Source organism: Paractinoplanes polyasparticus, assembly GCF_019710575.1.
Classification (GTDB): Bacteria; Actinomycetota; Actinomycetes; order Mycobacteriales; family Micromonosporaceae; genus Actinoplanes; species Actinoplanes polyasparticus.
Map to the genome: position 1 here is coordinate 843,603 of NZ_JAHWFK010000001.1, position 16,902 is coordinate 860,504.

The following is a 16,902-nucleotide window of genomic DNA, read 5'->3' on the forward strand; positions in this document are numbered from 1 at the left end:
GCTTCTGTGCTCCCGGTTGATCAGCCAGGTCATGGCGCCGATGCTGACCAGAGAACCGGGATGATCTGGCGGTCCTCCGCGACCTGCTCGACGGCAAGCGGGTCGTCCCCGTCATCGACCAGACCTTTCCGCTCAGCGCCGCCGGCGAGGCCATCGCCTACGTCGAGGCCGGGCACGCGAGAGGCAAAGTCGTCATCACCGGCTGAGCCGCCGGCTCGCCATAGCTTCGGCGCCACGCGCCCGGGCAGCGAGAAGAACAAGCCCCTTCGACAGGACGTCCCATTGCTACGAATTCCGACGGGCGGTGCACAATCCCATGAAGCCGCAATCGAGTAAACGATCCACATCGCGGACAATTGCCGCGTGGATGTTGCGAGCCGTCGTGGGCTCGATGTTTCTCGTGATAGCAGCTACCAAGCTCATTGGCACCGCGGACACGGTCGAGTATCTCGAAGCCATCGGCTGGGGACAATGGTTTCGCTATCTGACGGGATCGCTCGACCTGGTGGGCGCAGTGCTGTTGTTCGTGCCTCGTTGTACATTTTTCGGGGCGGTCGTTCTCATCAGCTCCGTCGGAACGGCGACCGTGCTTTCCATGACAGTGCTCAGCGGCGATGCGCACTGGGGCGGCCTGGCCTATGTGCTGCAGCCCCTCATACTCACGTCACTTGCCGTTGCACTAGCCTGGCTGACCTGGCCGCTCAGGCCAGATCCGATTTCCGCCAGAGCGAGCTCGAAGAACCAGTAAGGCGGAGATGCAACTCGCAGCCGCTCCGGCGACAGTCTTGCTGAGCGGCACGACACGCAGGGACGCATCGACGTCGCCGAGGTTTTCGGACGTCTGACAAGCGCTGATCGGTATCGGGCCAACCTATCGAAGAACAGGCTCGCGTCGAGTGACCGACGACCCGGCCGGACAATGCCCAAGAGTCCACGACGCTGAAGCCGGCTGCTGCGCCTTGCGTCCGTCGGGGTCGGCCCCGGTACACGCTTGGGGCGGTGGCCCGGCATGTGATCTCGACTGGATGGCACGGTCGGCCGGGCTTGACCTTCTTCTGCGGGCGGCCGAGGAGGGGCTTGCGGCTCAAGCGGCTTGAGAACGCATAGTGGGCGTCGTGGACATGAGCGAGCTGTACCCGATCGGGGACGTGGCGCGGCGGACCGGCCTGAGCGTCAGTGCCGTCCGGTACTACGCGGACGCCGGTGTCGTCACACCGGTCGCCAGCACCGCGGCCGGCCATCGCCTCTACGACGTGTCGGCCATCGCCCGGCTGGAACTGGTTCGGACGCTGCGGGAACTCGACGCCGGCCTGGACGAGATCCGGCAAGTGCTGGCTGGCGAGTCGACGCTGCGCGCGCTGGCCGCCACCCACCTGGCCCTGCTCACAAGGCAGGAGGCACGGTTGCGTAGCCGTCGCGCCGTGCTGTCCGCCATCCTCCGGCAGGACACCACGGCCGAGCAGGTCACGCTGATGCACAAGCTGGCCGGCATGCCGGATGAGGAACGCGACCGGCTGATCGACGAGTTCTGGACCGAGGTGACCACCGGCTGGGAGCCGCCGGAGCGAATGGTCCAGTGGTGGCGAGCAGCCCGGCCGGCACTGCCTGAAAATCCCACCGCAGCCCAGTTGGAGGCGTGGATCGAGCTGGCCGAGTTCGTCCGCGACGCCGAGGTCCGGCAGGTCGTGCGCGGCGAGCTGCGTCAGGTTTGCACCACCGGTGCCGGGCCGCTGATGACCTCGTCGCCGATGCTGGACGCTCTGGAGACAGCCACGCCGATCGGCCAGGCGGCGATGGACGCGGCCCGCGAGCGGGTGCCGCCGGACTCACCGCAGGGACGCGAGATCGCCGACCGGTGGATCGGGTGGCTGTCCGGCATTTTCGCGACACCGGACAGCCCGGGGCGGCCGGACACCCCCGAGTTCCGGTTCCAGGCGGCCGACCACATGCTGCAAGCTGCGGAATGGGAGCGCACCCCGCCGGATCCGCCGGGACTGTTTCACCGGTACATGGCGCTGGTCACGGCCGTTAACAACGTGCCGCCGGAGCCGTTGCCGTTCGAGTGGCTGGCCGCAGCACTGCGCGCGTCCGCAACACCGGCTTCCTGATCGGCGATACGCGGGTCGGCCGGTTGTTCTACCCGCTCAACAAGGCGAACCGGGCGGACTCCTGCAGACCGCACAGATACCGGTGTGATGCTGCCAAGGTCAGCCCGGCACGCTCGCTCCGATGTGAACACACTCGGCGGGGATGGTCGCTCAACAGCGCTATTCAGTGTTTGAGCGTATGTGAGATGTGTGGGGGGAGGGCGAGGATGGCCTCGAGGCCGCCTTCGAATAATTGGTCGTCGTTCCAACGTTCGGTGTCGAGATGGCCCGAGGCGTTGAGGACGGGGTAGGTGAATGCGGCTGGGTTCGGCACCCTCGATGGCAGTCCTGCATAGGACAATGGCGGGGTGCGGCAGCGGCTGGATCGGGTGGTGCTGGACGACGGCACTGCGGTGGCGTACGCCTCGATCGGTTCGGGGCGGCCTCTGGTGTACGTGATGGGCTGGCTCACGCATCTGCGACTGGGCTGGGAACTGCCGGCGGAAAGGGCGCTCTACGAGGCGCTGGCGCAGGGCGGGCGGCTCGTGCGCTACGACCGGGCCGGGTGCGGGCTGTCGCCGGCTACGCAGCGGCCGGCGTCGCTGGCGTACGAGCTCGAACAGCTGAGCGCCGTCGCGGCCACGCTGGGCGAGCCGTTCGACCTCATGGGCACGTCGATGGGGGCGCCCGTCGCGGCCGCGTGGGCGGCGGCTCATCCGGAGTCGGTGCGGCGCCTCGTCCTCTATGGCGGCTGGGTGCGTGGCGCGGAACTGTCGGCTCCGGGCGTACGGGAAAACGTTCTGGGTCTGGTCGAGGCGCACTGGGGGCTCGGGTCGGACGTGCTGACCGACATCTTCGCCCCCGACGCCGACGCCGCCACCCGGGCCGCGCAGGCCCGCTACCAGCGCGCGTGCTCAAGTGCTGCGACCGCTCGGGACCTGCTGGCGCTGAGCTACGACCTCGACGTCGGCGACCTTCTGGGCCGGGTGCGGACACCGACGCTGGTTGTGCACCGCACCGGCGATCGAGCGGCCCCCGTCGCCCAGGCCGAGGCTCTCGCCGCCGGCATCAGCGGCGCCCGGTTGACCCTGCTGCCCGGCCGGTCGCATCTGCCGTACGCCGGTGACCGCGACGAACTGGTACGGGTGATCCGCCGCTTTCTCGGCCGGCCCGTGGCGCGCCGCCACGCCGAGGGGCTGACCGCCCGCCAGCGCGAGGTGGCCGCGCTGGTCAGCCAGGGCTGCACGAACCGCGAGATAGCGACCCGCCTGGGAATCGACGAGCGCTCGGCCGAGGGCCACGTCGAACGGATCCGGCTGCGCCTGGGTTTTCGCTCCCGAGCTCAGATCGCCGCCTGGTACAGCGCACAGTGGGGTATTTCCCCGCCTGCGCCGGGTGCCGGCGCGCGGCCACGATAGGGCCATGTCACTGGCAACCAGCTACGAAGTGAACCGGGTCCGCGGGCCCTTCAACGCCACGTTCTTCGGCCTGATGGGCCCGTACATCGAGTGGAACGTGCGGCACCACAAGCGGCGGGTGTTCGCCGGCCTGCCCGGCACCGTGGTCGAGATCGGCTCCGGCGTGGGCGCCAACCTGCGCTACCTGCGGCCGGGCTCGACGCTCGTGGCCATCGAACCCAACACCGCGATGCACCGTCGGCTGCGGTCGGCCGCGGACCGGCGCGGCGTCCGGCTCGACCTGCATGACAGCACAGCCGAGCAGACCGGCCTGCCGGACCGGAGCGCGGACACCGTGATCTCGTCGCTCGTGCTGTGCACGGTGTCCGACCCGGCCGAGGTGCTGACCGAGGTGCGCCGCATCCTGCGACCGGGCGGCACGTTCCTCTTCGTCGAGCACGTGGCCGCTCCCGCCGGCACCTTCACGCGCAAGCTTCAGCGAGCGCTGCGCCGCCCCTGGGCGTGGACGTTCGAGGGCTGCTCGTGCGAACGAGACCTGGCAAGAGTGCTGCGCGCCGCCGGCTTCACCGACGTCGAGCTGACGCCGTATCGGTTGCACAGCCCGTTCATCACGTTCAACACGCAGATCGCCGGCGTGGCCCACGCCTGACCGCCCGGCCGGGAGCATCCGGATCGGACTCCGCGGCGCTCAACCGTCCTTGCGGTCATTACGCGTCCGCTTGCCTTTGCCTTTGCCTTTGCCTTTGCTCGCGGCCGTAGCCCCACCGCCGCCGAACACCAGAACAGCGATGACAATGCCCGCGACGATCGCCCAGGAATCATCACCCACGTCAGCCGCCCTTGTCGTCGCCCATGTCCGCACGTCCAGGACGACAGTCCGGCCTGACGCGGAACGCTGCGATGAGACGACCGTCAGCAGACTCTGTCGGCTGCGGTCACGGTCGATCGTCTTGACGCAGTACCGATCACCCGGTTTCAACGACGCGTACGCGATCGGTGCGGCCAGGTAGGTGGTGCTCTTCAGGCAGCCCTCATAGGTCGGCACCTTGCCGCCGTCGAACTTGGAGATCTCGGTGTCCGAACCGTGGAACAGGCCTGTGCCGTCGTTCACGATGTCGTGCCGCGAGGAGTCACGCCCACTCTTGATGCCCCAGTCAGGGCACGTGGAGTCGAGATCGCCGTAATAGAGCGCCGGCAATTTCATCCGCGCCTGCCGTCGCACGGTGTTCGACGACGGCGAGGCGATCGGTGGCGGCGTCCCGGCCTGCGGACAGTCCACGACGTCCGGTGGGCTGGAGGCCGGCTCGGACGGGGGTGACGACGGCAGCTCGGAGGTCGGCGACAGCGACGGGCTGACGACCTGACTCGTGGAAGGAGTCTCGGGGCCACCGACGATGTAGGTGACCGCTACGCCGATCACGCCGACGGCGGCAATCGCTGCCGCCGCCAGGCCGAGCGGGATCTTGGGTTCTCCGAGGAGCAGACGTCCCAGCCGGGCGGCGCCTCGGCGGACGAGCACGGCGGCAGACCCGCTGCCGGGGCCCGGGTCGGCCGCCGGTTCAGCCGGCGCCGACCCGTCGGCGCCGCCGGGACGGTAGTTGTACACAAATCCGGCCAGCGCGACAAAGAGCGCGGCGATGCTCGCGAGCTTGTCGGCACGGTCGAGCGACAGCCCGCTGAGAATCAGAATCAACAGGGCTGCCACCGCAAGAGGACCAACGGGAAACCGTCGTCCGCCGGGTCCAGGCATGCCGCCCATGGTCGCAGAGAACATCGATCTTGCCGCCGCGGCCCGGGCCCCACCCGGTGGTTCAGGTCGGCCGGACCCGGGCGGGTCAGGCGCTCAGGAGATGATGACCGTCTGCAGCTCGGTGAAGGCCTCCATGGGGTGGGCGCCGCCCACGCGGCCGAGCCCGCTGTCCGAGCCGGAACGGCCGCCGAACGGGAGGTGGCTCTCCCAGTAGTTCGAGGACTCGTTGATGTTGACCCAGCCGGTGCGCGCGGCGTCGGCGAAGGCGAGCCCCTTGGTCAGGTCGGCTGTGTAGATCGCGGCCAGCAGCCCGTAGCGGGAGGCGTTGGTCAGTTCGATCGCCTCGTCGAGTGACCCGATGCCGACGATCGGCGCCACCGGGCCGAACGTCTCGTCGGTGGCGACCAGCGCGTTCGCCGGCACGTCGGTGAGCACCGTGGGCGGCCAGTACAGATCGGTCTTGAAGGAGCCGGCGCGGGCGCCCCCGGTCAGGACGGTCGCGCCCCGGGCCACCGCGTCGGCCACGTGTTCGTCCATCTTGGCGGCCACCGCGGCGTTGTTGAGCGGGCCCATCGTGGTCGCGTCGTCGAACGGGTCGCCCAGCCTGACCCGCTCCCGCACGGCGGAGGCCAGCCGGGCCGAGAACTCGTCCCGGACCGCCGAGTGGACCAGCAACCGTTCCCCGGCCGTGCAGCTCTGTCCCGCGCAGAGGAAGCAGGCGACCAGCGCGCCCTCGACCGCACGGTCGAGATCGGCGTCGTCGAGCACGACGATCGGCCCGTTCCCGCCCATCTCGAGCAGGGTCGCCTTGCCCGCGGCCGCGTTCGCGACGAGCCGTCCGGTGGCGGTCGAGCCGATGAACGCGACCGCGTCGGTGCCCGGGTTGCGGGCGATCTCGTCACCGACGACCGGCCCGGGGCCGGTGACCAGGTTGACCACGCCCGGCGGCAGGTCGGCCTCGGCCAGGCACTCGGCCAGGGCGACGGCGGCCACCGAGGTCGACGGGGCCGGCGTCCACACCACGGTGTTGCCGGCGGCCAGCGCGGGCGCGATCAGCTCGGCGGGCATGGTGTAGGGCCAGTTCCACGGGGTGATCACGCCGACCACGCCGCGCGGCCGGCGGATCAGCAGGGCGCGTTTGCCCGGCGACGACGAGTTCGGCAGCAGCCCGCCCAGGCGCTTGCCGTCCTCGGCTGCCATCCGCCAGTACGTGACGAGTTCATCCACCTCGTCGTACGCCTCGGCGCGCAGCGGTTTGCCCTGGTCGAGGGTCAGGGTGCGGGCCAGTTGGTCGCGCCGGGCCTCGATCACGTCGCCGACGCGGTGCATCAGCGCGGCCCGTTCGAAGGCTGTCAGCCCGGCCCAGCCCGGCGCCGCCGAGCGTGCGGCGACGATGGCCGCCCGGGCGTCGTCACGGTCCCCTTCCGGCACACGGCCGAGCGCCTCGCCCGTCGCCGGGCTGGTCGCCACCGTGGTGGCGTGCGAGCGAGCGGGCACCCAGGCGCCGCCGACGAACATCGCGAGATCCACCCGGCCAGGCTATCGGCGGTCATCACACCGGTGATAGGGGCGAATTGGGCTGTAACCGTTTCTCCGCCGCGGCACGTACGGTACTTCGACAGCCTTCGATACGGCGCCGCACCCGACCGGCGCAGGTGTCGACGATCCCCCGAAAGGAGTCCGGCGTGCGCATCCGCATCGTCGTCGCTTCGCTGGCCACCGTCCTGACCGGCGTCCTGGCCGCACCCTCGGCCGCCTCGGCCGCCGTCGAGGACCCGGGCACCAACATCATCGGCGGCGGCACCGTCTCGTCCGCGCCGTGGGCGGCCGCCGTGCTCAGCAACGGCAGCTTCACCTGCTCGGGCACGATCATCTCGGCCAACTACGTGCTGACCGCGCGCCACTGCATCTCGGGCACCATGTCCGTGCGGGTGGGCAGCGTCAACCGCACATCGGGCGGCACCACCCGGGCCGTGAGCAGCACGTCGACCCGCTACGACCTGGCCCTGATGCGGCTCGCGTCGCCGATCACCACGTCGTACATGCCGCTGTCGAGCGCCTACCCGCCGGTCGGGTCGACCAACTCGATCTACGGCTGGGGCATGACCTGCTACAGCGGATGCAGCGCCTCCACCACGTTGAAGACCGCCACCGTGCAGGTCACCTCGACCAACCAGACCGACGCCTACGGCGGCCGCGCGATCGGCAGCACCCGGATCAACGGCAACGCGTGGCGCGGCGACTCCGGCGGCCCGCAGGTCTACAACGGCGCGCAGGTGGGCGTGGCGTCCACGGCCGACGGCACGGCCCGCCAGTACTACGGCAGTGTCGCGTACAACCGCTCCTGGATCAGCTCGGTCGCGGGCGTCTGACACACCTCTGAGCCCGGAGCCGGCACGCATGCCGGCTCCGGGCTTCTTGTCGCCAGAAAGACCACCACGGCGACGACGGCAGCGAGGACGGCAGCGACGATCCACCAGAGTTTCGAGCGAGTCCTCGGCTCCACCGGCCGGACCGGCGAGCGCAGCGTGAACGCCGCCGACCTCGCCACGTCGAAGGAGTCCTCGTCGTCGAGATACCGGCGGTAGTCCGGCGTCGCGGCGCCCACCGCCGCCTCCAGGTCGGCCGGGTCGGGCCGGTCGATCGCGGCGTCCGCCACGAAGCCGACGAACACCTGCAGCGGCCGGTTGTGCTCGTCGCGCACGTCCGGGACGCTCCGGGTCTCGTACGCGATCCACAGACCGGGCCCGATGCGGGCCACCCGCGTCTCCCCCTCCGGAATGCGCCCGGCATACCGGTCCAGCACCCCGCACCCGGTCAGGAAGTCCGGCGCGACCAGCGTCCGGTAGTCGTTGCGGCGGCCCGCCCCGATCAGGAACGGCCAGCCGCGGGCCTCAGTCATCGGAGAGCCTCGAACTGGGCAGGCGCCCCTCCAGCACGTCGACCCGGCTGCGCAGCGACCGCATCACCCGCCGGCGGGCGTCCCGGAACTCGCTCACCTCACGCTCGGCCTCGCCCAGCAGGCGCTCGCTGAGCCGTTGCCGGGCCGCCCGGCCGCGTTCCAGCTCCATCACCGCCTCGCCCAGAAAAACCGAGTAGAGCGGGTTGAGCGTGCCGGCCGCGCGGGCCACGTACGACCCGAGCTCGGCCAGCGCCACGCCCGGCCCGCCCGCGGTCTGCCGCCGCACGTCCTCCATCAGGGCGTGCGGCCGGGCCTGGTCGACCTGGTGTTCCACCTGTTCGAAGATGTCCGGCACGACGGCCGACAGCGGCGCGTCCACGTTCGAGGGCCGCACCTCGCCGTCGGGCCGCTTCTCGACCTGCCCGTCGGGGCCGATCCCGGCGAAGTCGGCGCCGACCGCGCTGACCGGGATCAGCCGGACGATCCGGTGTCGGCCGTGCACCCTGACCAGCTCGCGGAAGTCGGGGTTGGTCATCAGCAGCTTGCGCACCATGGCCAGCCGGGCGTCCCCGACGGCGCCCGGCTGCGGACGTGGAAGGTGAAGTCGCGGGTGTCGCCCGGGGCCGTGCCGTGCGGCCAGTCCCGGTCGACGTCGGCGACCTGGTTGAACCAGCCACTGAGCTGCACGGTGTCGGCGTGCGAGGTCTCCAGGAACCAGCCGCGGGCCGCGGGCAGGCGCAAACGGGCAGGAGCAGCAGGACGACGACGCTCACGGTCTCACCCCCGGGCACAGATGGCGGGAAAGGCCGATCAGAGCACGAGCTCCGCGGCGTGCGCACCGGAGTCATCCGGTAGCGGACAGCGATGTATCTGGGCCGGCGGACGCGCCCCGACCGACCGGAGGGCGCGTCGCGATCGGGTTATCAATGCGCACGGGAATGGCGCTCAGGCAATTCCCAGAAAGTGTGGGATCGCTATCAGTCAGAGATCAGAAACTGCCCGAATCGGACAACGGGGTGGGCAACCATTTGACGCTCGTCGAATAATGGGAAGGCGTCTCGGTGCGCTCGGTTCACTACTCAGCGTACCGAAATCTGGTCTTTTGAATTCGAAACGTTGCCACGGCGTCACCCCGCGTCCAGCGGGGTTGACTAATAGATCGTGACCATATATCTGTTCTGACGGCGTTGAGCCCGGCGCGTTGCCAAACGCACCGCGTCACACGAGGGAGCTACCACCTATGCCGGCTGGGACCGCCATGAGAGGCGATCGCAACGCCCGTCCGGGACAGCGCAGCGCGCAGGGTGGCGGCGGAACCGGCAAAAAGACGTCCAAGCGCCACAAAGCACCCCTGTGGGCGAAACTGCTCACCACATTCGGCGTGATCATGGCGCTGGTCGGCGTCGGCGGCCTGGTGAGCGTCAAGTACTTCCTCGGTCAGCTCACCTCCAACATCCAGACCACGTCGTCGGTGCTGAGCGCCTCGGGCGGGCTGGGCAACACCAACGCCAAGGCGGGCCAGCTGCCCAAGGGCGCGATGAACATGCTGCTGCTGGGGCTCGACACCCGTACGGGCTGGGGCGACGGCGAGTCCCGGTCGGACACGATCCTGATCCTGCACATCACCGCCTCGCACGACAAGGCGTACATGATCTCGATCCCCCGCGACACCGTGGCCACGATCCCGGCCGACGAGGAGATGGGCGTCCGCGAGCAGCGCACCAAGATCAACGCCGCCTACCTGTTCGGCTCGCAGGGCGGACGCGGCTGGCAGGGCGGCGCCAAGCTGGCCACCAAGGCCATCCACGAGCTGACCGGCATCGAGTTCGACGGCGTCATGGTGATCGACTTCAACGGCTTCAAGGGCATCCTCGAGGCGATGGGCGGCGTGCACCTCTGCGTCGACAAGGAGATGTGGTCGAGCCACTACCTCGTCAAGAACGGCAAGATCGAGTACGCGCACGGCGCCGACCCGAAGAGCAAGCCGCGCGACGCCCTGGTGTTCAAGAAGGGTTGCCGCAACATGCAGCCGTGGGAGGCGCTGGAGTTCTCGCGCCTGCGCCACTCGACCAACGGCGACTACGACCGTCAGCGTCACCAGCAGCAGCTGCTGCGCGCGATGGCCAAGAAGGCCAGCAGCGCCGGCATCATGGGCAACCCGTCGAAGGTGGCCCGGATCCTGTCCGCCGCGGGCAAGTCGCTGAAGATGGACACGAACGGCGTGCCGGTCGACAACTTCATCTTCGGCCTCAAGGGCCTGGCCGCCGGCGACCTGATCCCGATCAAGACCAACGGCGGCACGTTCAACGGCGGCGACGGCGGCGAGGCGATCAGCGACGACACCCGCGCCCTGTTCGAGGCGACCTCGGCCGACAAGCTGCCCGAGTTCCTGCTGCGTCACCCGGAGAACGTGATCACGGACGGGAGCGCCGCGTCCTGACGGCGGCGTACCACGCGGGAATCCGCTGGACCGGCCCGCCCGGTTCCAGCGGCACCCCGTACACCTCGGTGGCGCCCTGCTCGAGCACCTGCCAGGCGTCGTCCGGGAAGGCCTCCGCGACTTCCTCGGCCCCGAAGCGGCGCGGCGCCCGTACGCCCGCGCTGATCAGCCGGTGCACCAGCGGCGGCAGGCGGGTCGGCCGGGCGCCCTGGTCGAGCAGATAGTCGAGCGGGTCGCCGGTGTGGTTCGTCTCGCTCAGGAACAGCGTTCCGCACTCCCCCAGCAGCGCGGCGACATTCGCGGCCACGGCACGGCGGGCGTCGTCGTCGAGCACGTGCAGCACACCGCGGATGTGCGCGTTGGCGTCGCCGAACTCGTCGTGCAGCCGCTCCCCCAGGCCGGGTGACGCGATGTCGGCCACCCGGAAGGTCAGGCCGGTGAACGCCCCGGACGCCCGGGCCACTGCCGCCGCCGAGCCGTCGATGCCGATGACCCGAGAGGCGAAGCCCGTCAACGCGTACGCCTGACGCCCGGACCCGCAGCCCAGGTCGACCATCGGCCGGTCCGGGTCGGCATGCCGCCGCAGCACCTCCGCGAGCAGCTCGTTCTCGGCCGGTTCGTCGGCCTCCCACAGCACGTCACCGCCCGGCCCGGTGCGCGTGACGCCGGCCCAGTAACGCTCCCAGGCGCGGGACTGTGAACGCGGCGCGCCGAGCGCGGCCAGGGTGAGCCGGGGAATCAACAGGTACCTGCGCCAGACCACGACGATCATCATTGCGTGTGTCTTGACACTTGGCCAGAACCGTGTTCGGCCGCCCCGGAAACGACGCCGCCGGGCAGGGTCCACGACGGATTCCGCAGCCGCTGGGGCTCGAAAAAATCATTACGCACTGAGATCAACCCGTAACAATCGGGCAGTACGGTCCCCGACCATGATTCGGCGGAGTGGCCTGGCCACGCTCGGTGTTGTGCTGGCGGTCGCCGTGACCGCCTGTGGGTCGGACGGCGGCGACGAGCTCGTGTTCGGCGGTGACCCGGTCACGCAGTGCGTGCGCGTGGCCGAGGGAGCCTCCATGGTGGTCGGCGACGTGCTGCGCGCCCCGGCTGGTTCCGACCTCGTCGTTCAGAAGATCGCCCTCGCCGGGGCCAAGGGCGTCAAGGCGGGCAAGGCGTTCATCGTGCCGCTGAGCAGCGGCCGCACCCCCATCGGCAACGCCAACTACCCTCCGGCGGCCAACCCGACCTGGGATTTCCGGATGCCCGCCGAGAACGCCACGATCCGGGCCGGCGAGGAGGCCAACCTGCTGCTCGTGGTGAGCCGCAGCGGCGCGCTGGACGGCTCGGCCTCGGGCATGCAGATCGACTACCTCGGCGGCTCGAAGGTGAATACGACGACTTACCAGTTCCGCGGCGACTGCAGCGTCAACGCCGGCTGATCATCGCAGGGCCGGCAGGACCTTGGACCCGAAGGTCTCGACGAACGGGATGAGGTCCTGCCCCACGTGATGCAGATAGATCCGGTCGAATCCGAGGGCGGCGTAGCCACGCAGCTTCTCGACGTGCTCCTCGAGGTCGGCCGAGATGTTGACGACCTTCCCGACCTGCTCGACCGTGACGTTCTCGCTCACCACGTCGAAGTGGTCGACCGTCTCGAGGTCCCAGCACACCGGCGGGGCGAAGATGTTGCTGCGCCACTGGTCGTGCGCGATGGCCTCGGCCTCGTGCTGCGTCGGCGCCCAGCTCAGGTGCACCTGCAGGCAGATCGGGCCACGGCCGCCGGCATCCCGGTACTGCGAGATCATCGCGCGCAGGTGGTCCTCCGGGGCGTTGACCGTGACCAGCCCGTCGGCCCAGCGGGCGCACCACGCCGCGGTCTTCGTGCTGACCGCGGCCCCGATCAGCGGCGGCGACACCTCGGGCCGGGTCCACAGCCGGGCCCGGTCGACCTTGACCAGGCCGTCCCGGGTGACCTCCTCGCCGGCGAGCAGATCGCGCATGACGTCGACGCATTCGAGCAGGCGGGCCTCGCGCACCTCCTTGCGCGGCCACGGCTCCCCGGTGATGTGCTCGTTGCTGAATTCGCCACTGCCCAGCGCGGCCCAGAACCGGCCCGGATACATCGCGCCGAGCGTGCCGATGGCCTGCGCGATGATCGCCGGGTGGTAGCGCTGGCCGGGTGCGTTCACGACACCGAACGACAGGTTGGTCGCCTGCAGCGCGGCGCCGAGCCACGACCACGCGAAGGCGGATTCGCCCTGCCGCCGGCTCCACGGTGAGAAGTGATCGGAGCACATCGCCGCCTCGAAGCCGGCGCGTTCCGCAGCCACCACGGCGGCGAGCAACTCGGCGGGCGGGATCTGCTCGTGCGAGGCATGGATTCCGTACTCCGTCATGGCTGGCCCCATACCCAGCTTGGGCGGCTAAGAATCGGATACGAAGGACACGTACCGGTGGCGATCATCGGCCGCGCGGCCGAGCATCGGCTCATGGGTGATGCTCGGTTCAGCCGAAGGCTTCTGTTCACCGCGGGCTCGGGGGTGCTCGGCGTGGCCGTGCTCTCCGCCTGCTCGGACTCCTCCTCGCCGTCGGGCGGGACGACGAGCCCGCCGGCGGGCGGGACGACGACTGCCCCACCGTCCGGCGCTGCGCCCTCGGGCTCGGCCGGCCCCGGCGCCTGGAAACGGGTCGACCTCTCCTTCGTCTCGGCGTACCTGCTCATCCGGGGCTCCGAGGCGGCAATCGTCGACCTGGGCGTGCCCGGCTCGGCCGACGCCATCGGCAAGGGGCTCACGGCAGCGGGCAGCGGCTTCTCCGCCGTACGCCATGTGGTGCTGACCCACAAGCACGACGATCACGCCGGCGGTCTCGGCGACGTCCAGCCGCAGGCCACCGGAGCCAAGTTCTACACGGGCGAGGCCGACGTCTCCTCGATCCAGTCGGCGCAGCCCCTGACCCCGCTGAAGGACGGCGACGAGGTCTTCGGACTGCAGGTGATCGGCACGCCGGGCCACACCGCCGGGCACATCGCGATCTTCGACCCGTCGACCGGGACGCTGGTCGCCGGGGACGCGCTGCGCACCACCACCGACGGCCTGGTCGGCCCCGATCCGCAGTACAGCGAGGACATGACCACGGCCGCCGGTTCGATCAAGAAGCTGGCCGCCCTCGACGTGCGCACGATCCTGCCCGGCCACGGCGCCCCGATCAGCTCGAACGCCGCCGCGGCGCTGAAGCGGCTGGCCGCGACGGGCTGAGATCTGTTCATCTGCTGGTCGCTCACGTGTGCGCCCGAGATCGTAAAGTCGGCCGGTGACAACACGGAACGAAGACCTCCACCGCCGTCTCTCCGGCGCCGAGCAGGCTGCCGCCGAGCGGCACGCCGACTACGCCGAGGCCATCCGCGCCTCCTTCGACCGCCTGCGCAAGGGGCTCGAGTCCGCTCACGCCGGCCACCAGGTCGCCGACCAGGAATGGGCTGCCTATGTGGCCGGGCTCGACCGCGGCCTCGACGAGCTCCACCTGGAACTGGCGCACGCCGCCGATCTGCCCGCGGCCACGGGCAAGCTGCTCGTGCACGCCTCGAGGCTCGAGCTGGCCGGATGGCGGCTGCGGTTCAGCGTGCCCGGCGCGGACGCGTCCGATTACGACGGCGTACGCGAAAGGCTGGCCGCCGCCGAGACCGAGGTGGACAGCTTTGCGGCCGGCGGCTCGTCCGCTCCGCAGGTGCACCGCAGGATCGACGACCTGCGCGACGGACGGGCAGACATTTAGTTTTCCCTTTCCGCCCGAGCCCACGACGCCCTTGATCCGGTAAATTGCGCCCGGCGCAGTTGCGCCGCGTATCCGAAAGGGCACACCATGCGCCGGATCCTCGCCGCTGCCACCGCCGTCGTCCTGGTGCTCGCCGGCGCCGCATGCTCCGACGACAAGACGCCCGAGGCGACCGGCGGCACGAAGGTGAGCGTCGGCGTCATCCCGATCATCGACGTGGCGCCGATCTATCTGGGCAAGAAGAAGGGCTTCTTCGCGAAGCGCGGCATCGAGCTCTCGCTCACCTCCGAGCAGGGTGGCGCGCCCATCGTCGAGGGAGTGCTCGGCGGGAAGTACCAGTTCGGCTTCAGCAACGTGACCTCGCTGATGGCCGCCCAGTCGGGCGGCGCGCCGCTGAAGGCGGTGGCCAGCGGCGTCGCCTCCAACGGCCGGGCCGGGCGCGACTTCTCGGCGATCGTGGTGACCGACGGCAGCCCGATCCGCTCGGCCCGCGACCTGGCGGGCAAGCGGATCGCGGTGAACACGCTGAAGAACCTCGGCGACACCACCGTGCGCCAGTCGGTGCGGCGGGCCGGCGGCGACGCGGGCAACCTGCGCTTCCAGGCCATGCCGTTCCCCGACATGCCGGGTGCGCTGCAGGCGGGCAAGGTGGACGCGGCGTGGGTGGTCGAGCCGGCGCTGAGCGCGGTGCTCACCCAGGGCGGGCAGATCCTGGCCTCGAACTTCGTCGACACCGCGCCCGACCTGACCGTGGCGCTCTATTTCACCAGTCAGGGCACCATGGCCGCGAAGCCGAAGCTGGTCACCGACTTCACCGAGGCCATCAAGGAGTCGATGCGCTACGCGGCGGGCCACCCCGAGGAGGTGCGGGACGTCGTCGGCACGTACACCCAGATCAACGACACCGTCCGGATCGCGATGATCCTGCCCAGCTGGCCCGAGGACATCAACCGCCGCTCGCTGGAGCGCGTGGCGCTGCTGGGCGAGCGCGACGGCATCTTCACCAAGGCCCCGACCCTGGATCAGCTGCTGCCCTGAGTCTCGTCCGCCGGCGCCTCTGGTTGCCTGACCGGCCTGGCCCGAACGCCTGAATCGGCGCGGCCCGCTGCCGCATGATGGTCCGGTGCGGTACCTGCTGCCGGCCGTGGCCGGCGCCGTGGTGCTCCTGCTGCTGACGCTGGCCGGCGTGCGCCTGCTCGGTGCGGCGGACGACGACGGGCCCCGGCCCGACCAGGCCCGGCCCGGAACCGTGCTGCTCGTGCCCGGCTACGGCGGCAACCGCGCCGGGCTGAGCCGGCTGGCCGACCGCCTGCGGGCCGAGGGGCGCACGGCGACCGTGCTGACCCTGCCCGGCGACGGCACCGGCCGGCTCGAGGAGCAGGCCGACCTGCTCGACTCGGCCGCCCGCCAGGCGGTGACCGCCGGCGCGCCCTCGGTCGACGTGATCGGCTACTCGGCCGGCGGCGTGGTGACCCGGCTGTGGGTCGAGCGCCACGACGGGGCCGAGGTGGCTCGGCGGGTGGTCTCGCTGGGCTCGCCGCTGCACGGCACCCGGCTGGCCGGGCTGGGCGCGCGGTTCGGGGGCGCACAGTGCCCGCAGGCCTGTCAGGAGCTGGCGCCCGGCAGCGACCTGCTGGACAGCATCGACGGCGCACTGCCGGGCGGGCTGCCCTGGCTGTCGATCTGGACCGAGAACGACGAGACCGTCCAGCCGCCCGACTCGGCCCGCCTGGACGGCGCCGTCAACCTGCCGTTGCAGAGCATCTGCCCGGCCGCGCGCACCGCCCACAGCGAACTGCCGACCGATCCGTACGTCACCGCCCTGGTCCTCGACGCCCTCGGCGCCGAACCATTGAGCGAGCCGCGAACCTGCCCCGCCGTCTGACCACCGTGTCGCGCCACTAGCAGATGAGCGTTACCGGCGGGGGCGTGGCCACCCGGCCGAACGGGTCATCCGAATGACCGTTCAGACCGAAGATCGTAGCCGGGGCGGGGCATCTGGCGAGACGGCAGAGGCAGGAGTTGAAAGTGATTCTGCATTGAGTAGTGTGCTCGCCGTTGTCCCGTGATGAGGAGCGCGTACACCCATGGTTTTGAACCTTCTTGAGCTTTCCGACAACCCGGCCACCAAGGCTGCCATCGTCAAGGACGCCCAGGCGCTGGTCGAGGCCGAGCTCGCCGGCAAGTCGGGCATCTCCGCCGGCGCGGTGAAGCTTGCCTACAAGGCGGTCACCTCGTTCGCGCCGGGCTACTACGAGGAGACCCTGAACATCATGGTCCCGTCGATGCTGGAGCAGCTGCAGCCGTTCTGGACCGACTTCCGGGCCGCCGGCGGTGGCACCTTCGGTGACTACCTGGTCAAGCGCCAGGACGAGGTCACCCCGGCCATGCTGCTGGTCACCGACGACATGGCGAACGCCTCCGAGAAGGCCGTTGTCGTCAAGGCCTACAAGACCGTCCGCGGTGGCGCCTCGAAGCACATCGAGGCCGCTCTGCCGGCCCTCGGCGGCCTGGTGGAGAAGTACGCCGCCTGA

Annotated in this window: 20 protein-coding genes; 12 read left to right on the forward strand and 8 right to left on the reverse strand. The window is 70.3% G+C overall.

The window, feature by feature from the left end; genetic code table 11:
* Positions 1-29 precede the first annotated feature (29 nt).
* Entirely contained in the window at positions 30-260 is a 231-nt protein-coding gene (locus KXC43_RS53530) for a hypothetical protein (protein ID WP_438870850.1), read from the reverse strand.
* A 56-nt stretch (positions 261-316) separates the two neighbouring features.
* On the opposite strand from KXC43_RS53530, the gene KXC43_RS04555 reads away from it, so the two are divergent.
* The 4 genes from KXC43_RS04555 (at position 317) to KXC43_RS04570 (ending at position 4,154) form a co-directional block, all read left to right on the forward strand.
* Positions 317-748, forward strand: coding sequence for a DoxX family protein (locus KXC43_RS04555; RefSeq protein WP_221374585.1), 432 nt, complete (start codon positions 317-319; stop codon positions 746-748).
* Positions 749-1,115: 367 nt separating this feature from the next.
* A complete protein-coding gene (locus tag KXC43_RS04560; protein WP_221374586.1) occupies positions 1,116-2,108 on the forward strand; it encodes a MerR family transcriptional regulator in 993 nt (330 codons plus the stop codon).
* Between the two features lie 347 nt (positions 2,109-2,455).
* Positions 2,456-3,505: an alpha/beta fold hydrolase gene (locus tag KXC43_RS04565; RefSeq protein WP_308128949.1), complete on the forward strand. Its 1,050-nt coding sequence runs from the start codon at positions 2,456-2,458 to the stop codon at positions 3,503-3,505.
* Positions 3,506-3,509: 4 nt separating this feature from the next.
* The gene (locus tag KXC43_RS04570; protein WP_221374587.1) at positions 3,510-4,154 is read left to right on the forward strand and encodes a class I SAM-dependent methyltransferase; all 645 of its coding nucleotides are present in this window, start codon (positions 3,510-3,512) and stop codon (positions 4,152-4,154) included.
* Between the two features lie 39 nt (positions 4,155-4,193).
* Here the strand turns inward: KXC43_RS04570 and KXC43_RS04575 are convergent, their stop codons facing one another.
* Together KXC43_RS04575 and KXC43_RS04580 are read right to left on the reverse strand one after the other, a co-directional pair.
* The gene (locus KXC43_RS04575; RefSeq protein WP_221374588.1) at positions 4,194-5,279 is read right to left on the reverse strand and encodes a hypothetical protein; all 1,086 of its coding nucleotides are present in this window, start codon (positions 5,277-5,279) and stop codon (positions 4,194-4,196) included.
* Between the two features lie 69 nt (positions 5,280-5,348).
* Positions 5,349-6,785: an aldehyde dehydrogenase family protein gene (locus tag KXC43_RS04580; RefSeq protein ID WP_221374589.1), complete on the reverse strand. Its 1,437-nt coding sequence runs from the start codon at positions 6,783-6,785 to the stop codon at positions 5,349-5,351.
* 155 nt (positions 6,786-6,940) lie between these two features.
* Here KXC43_RS04580 and KXC43_RS04585 point away from each other — a divergent pair, with 155 nt between their 5' ends.
* A complete protein-coding gene (locus KXC43_RS04585; protein WP_221374590.1) occupies positions 6,941-7,627 on the forward strand; it encodes a S1 family peptidase in 687 nt (228 codons plus the stop codon).
* On the opposite strand, the gene KXC43_RS04590 is transcribed toward KXC43_RS04585, so the two are convergent.
* Genes KXC43_RS04590 through KXC43_RS04600 form a run of 3 tightly spaced genes read right to left on the reverse strand, consistent with a single transcriptional unit; the run spans position 7,573 to position 8,898 of the window.
* Positions 7,573-8,157 (reverse strand): hypothetical protein, encoded by a 585-nt coding sequence (locus KXC43_RS04590; protein ID WP_221374591.1) that lies wholly within the window; start codon positions 8,155-8,157, stop codon positions 7,573-7,575. The two genes, KXC43_RS04585 and KXC43_RS04590, sit on opposite strands and share 55 nt — an antisense overlap.
* Positions 8,150-8,710, reverse strand: a complete 561-nt coding sequence (locus KXC43_RS04595) for a hypothetical protein (RefSeq protein ID WP_221374592.1) — start codon at positions 8,708-8,710, stop codon at positions 8,150-8,152. The genes KXC43_RS04590 and KXC43_RS04595 overlap by 8 nt, the downstream gene beginning before the upstream one ends.
* Positions 8,692-8,898, reverse strand: a complete 207-nt coding sequence (locus KXC43_RS04600; protein WP_221374593.1) for a hypothetical protein — start codon at positions 8,896-8,898, stop codon at positions 8,692-8,694. Before KXC43_RS04600 ends, KXC43_RS04595 begins: the two co-directional genes overlap by 19 nt.
* 517 nt (positions 8,899-9,415) lie before the next feature.
* Between KXC43_RS04600 and KXC43_RS04605 the strand changes: the two genes are divergently transcribed.
* Positions 9,416-10,597, forward strand: a complete 1,182-nt coding sequence (locus tag KXC43_RS04605; protein WP_221374594.1) for an LCP family protein — start codon at positions 9,416-9,418, stop codon at positions 10,595-10,597.
* On the opposite strand, the gene KXC43_RS04610 is transcribed toward KXC43_RS04605, so the two are convergent.
* Positions 10,572-11,372: a methyltransferase domain-containing protein gene (locus KXC43_RS04610; protein WP_221374595.1), complete on the reverse strand. Its 801-nt coding sequence runs from the start codon at positions 11,370-11,372 to the stop codon at positions 10,572-10,574. The genes KXC43_RS04605 and KXC43_RS04610 overlap by 26 nt on opposite strands.
* 157 nt (positions 11,373-11,529) lie before the next feature.
* On the opposite strand from KXC43_RS04610, the gene KXC43_RS04615 reads away from it, so the two are divergent.
* Positions 11,530-12,033 carry a hypothetical protein gene (locus KXC43_RS04615; RefSeq protein WP_221374596.1) on the forward strand — a complete coding sequence of 168 codons (504 nt, stop codon included), beginning with the start codon at positions 11,530-11,532 and terminating at the stop codon, positions 12,031-12,033.
* Here the strand turns inward: KXC43_RS04615 and KXC43_RS04620 are convergent, their stop codons facing one another.
* Positions 12,034-12,990 carry a TIGR03885 family FMN-dependent LLM class oxidoreductase gene (locus tag KXC43_RS04620; protein ID WP_221374597.1) on the reverse strand — a complete coding sequence of 319 codons (957 nt, stop codon included), beginning with the start codon at positions 12,988-12,990 and terminating at the stop codon, positions 12,034-12,036. It lies immediately after the preceding gene.
* Positions 12,991-13,047: 57 nt separating this feature from the next.
* On the opposite strand from KXC43_RS04620, the gene KXC43_RS04625 reads away from it, so the two are divergent.
* The 5 genes from KXC43_RS04625 (at position 13,048) to KXC43_RS04645 (ending at position 16,902) form a co-directional block, all read left to right on the forward strand.
* A complete protein-coding gene (locus tag KXC43_RS04625; protein WP_308128950.1) occupies positions 13,048-13,851 on the forward strand; it encodes an MBL fold metallo-hydrolase in 804 nt (267 codons plus the stop codon).
* Between the two features lie 55 nt (positions 13,852-13,906).
* Positions 13,907-14,368 carry a hypothetical protein gene (locus KXC43_RS04630; RefSeq protein ID WP_221374598.1) on the forward strand — a complete coding sequence of 154 codons (462 nt, stop codon included), beginning with the start codon at positions 13,907-13,909 and terminating at the stop codon, positions 14,366-14,368.
* An 87-nt stretch (positions 14,369-14,455) separates the two neighbouring features.
* Complete coding sequence (locus KXC43_RS04635) at positions 14,456-15,406, forward strand: ABC transporter substrate-binding protein (RefSeq protein ID WP_221374599.1); 951 nt, start codon at positions 14,456-14,458, stop codon at positions 15,404-15,406.
* An 85-nt stretch (positions 15,407-15,491) separates the two neighbouring features.
* On the forward strand, positions 15,492-16,253 hold the full coding sequence (locus KXC43_RS04640; RefSeq protein WP_308128951.1) for an esterase/lipase family protein: 762 nt from the start codon (positions 15,492-15,494) through the stop codon (positions 16,251-16,253).
* A 202-nt stretch (positions 16,254-16,455) separates the two neighbouring features.
* The gene (locus KXC43_RS04645) at positions 16,456-16,902 is read left to right on the forward strand and encodes a DUF6918 family protein (RefSeq protein WP_221374600.1); all 447 of its coding nucleotides are present in this window, start codon (positions 16,456-16,458) and stop codon (positions 16,900-16,902) included.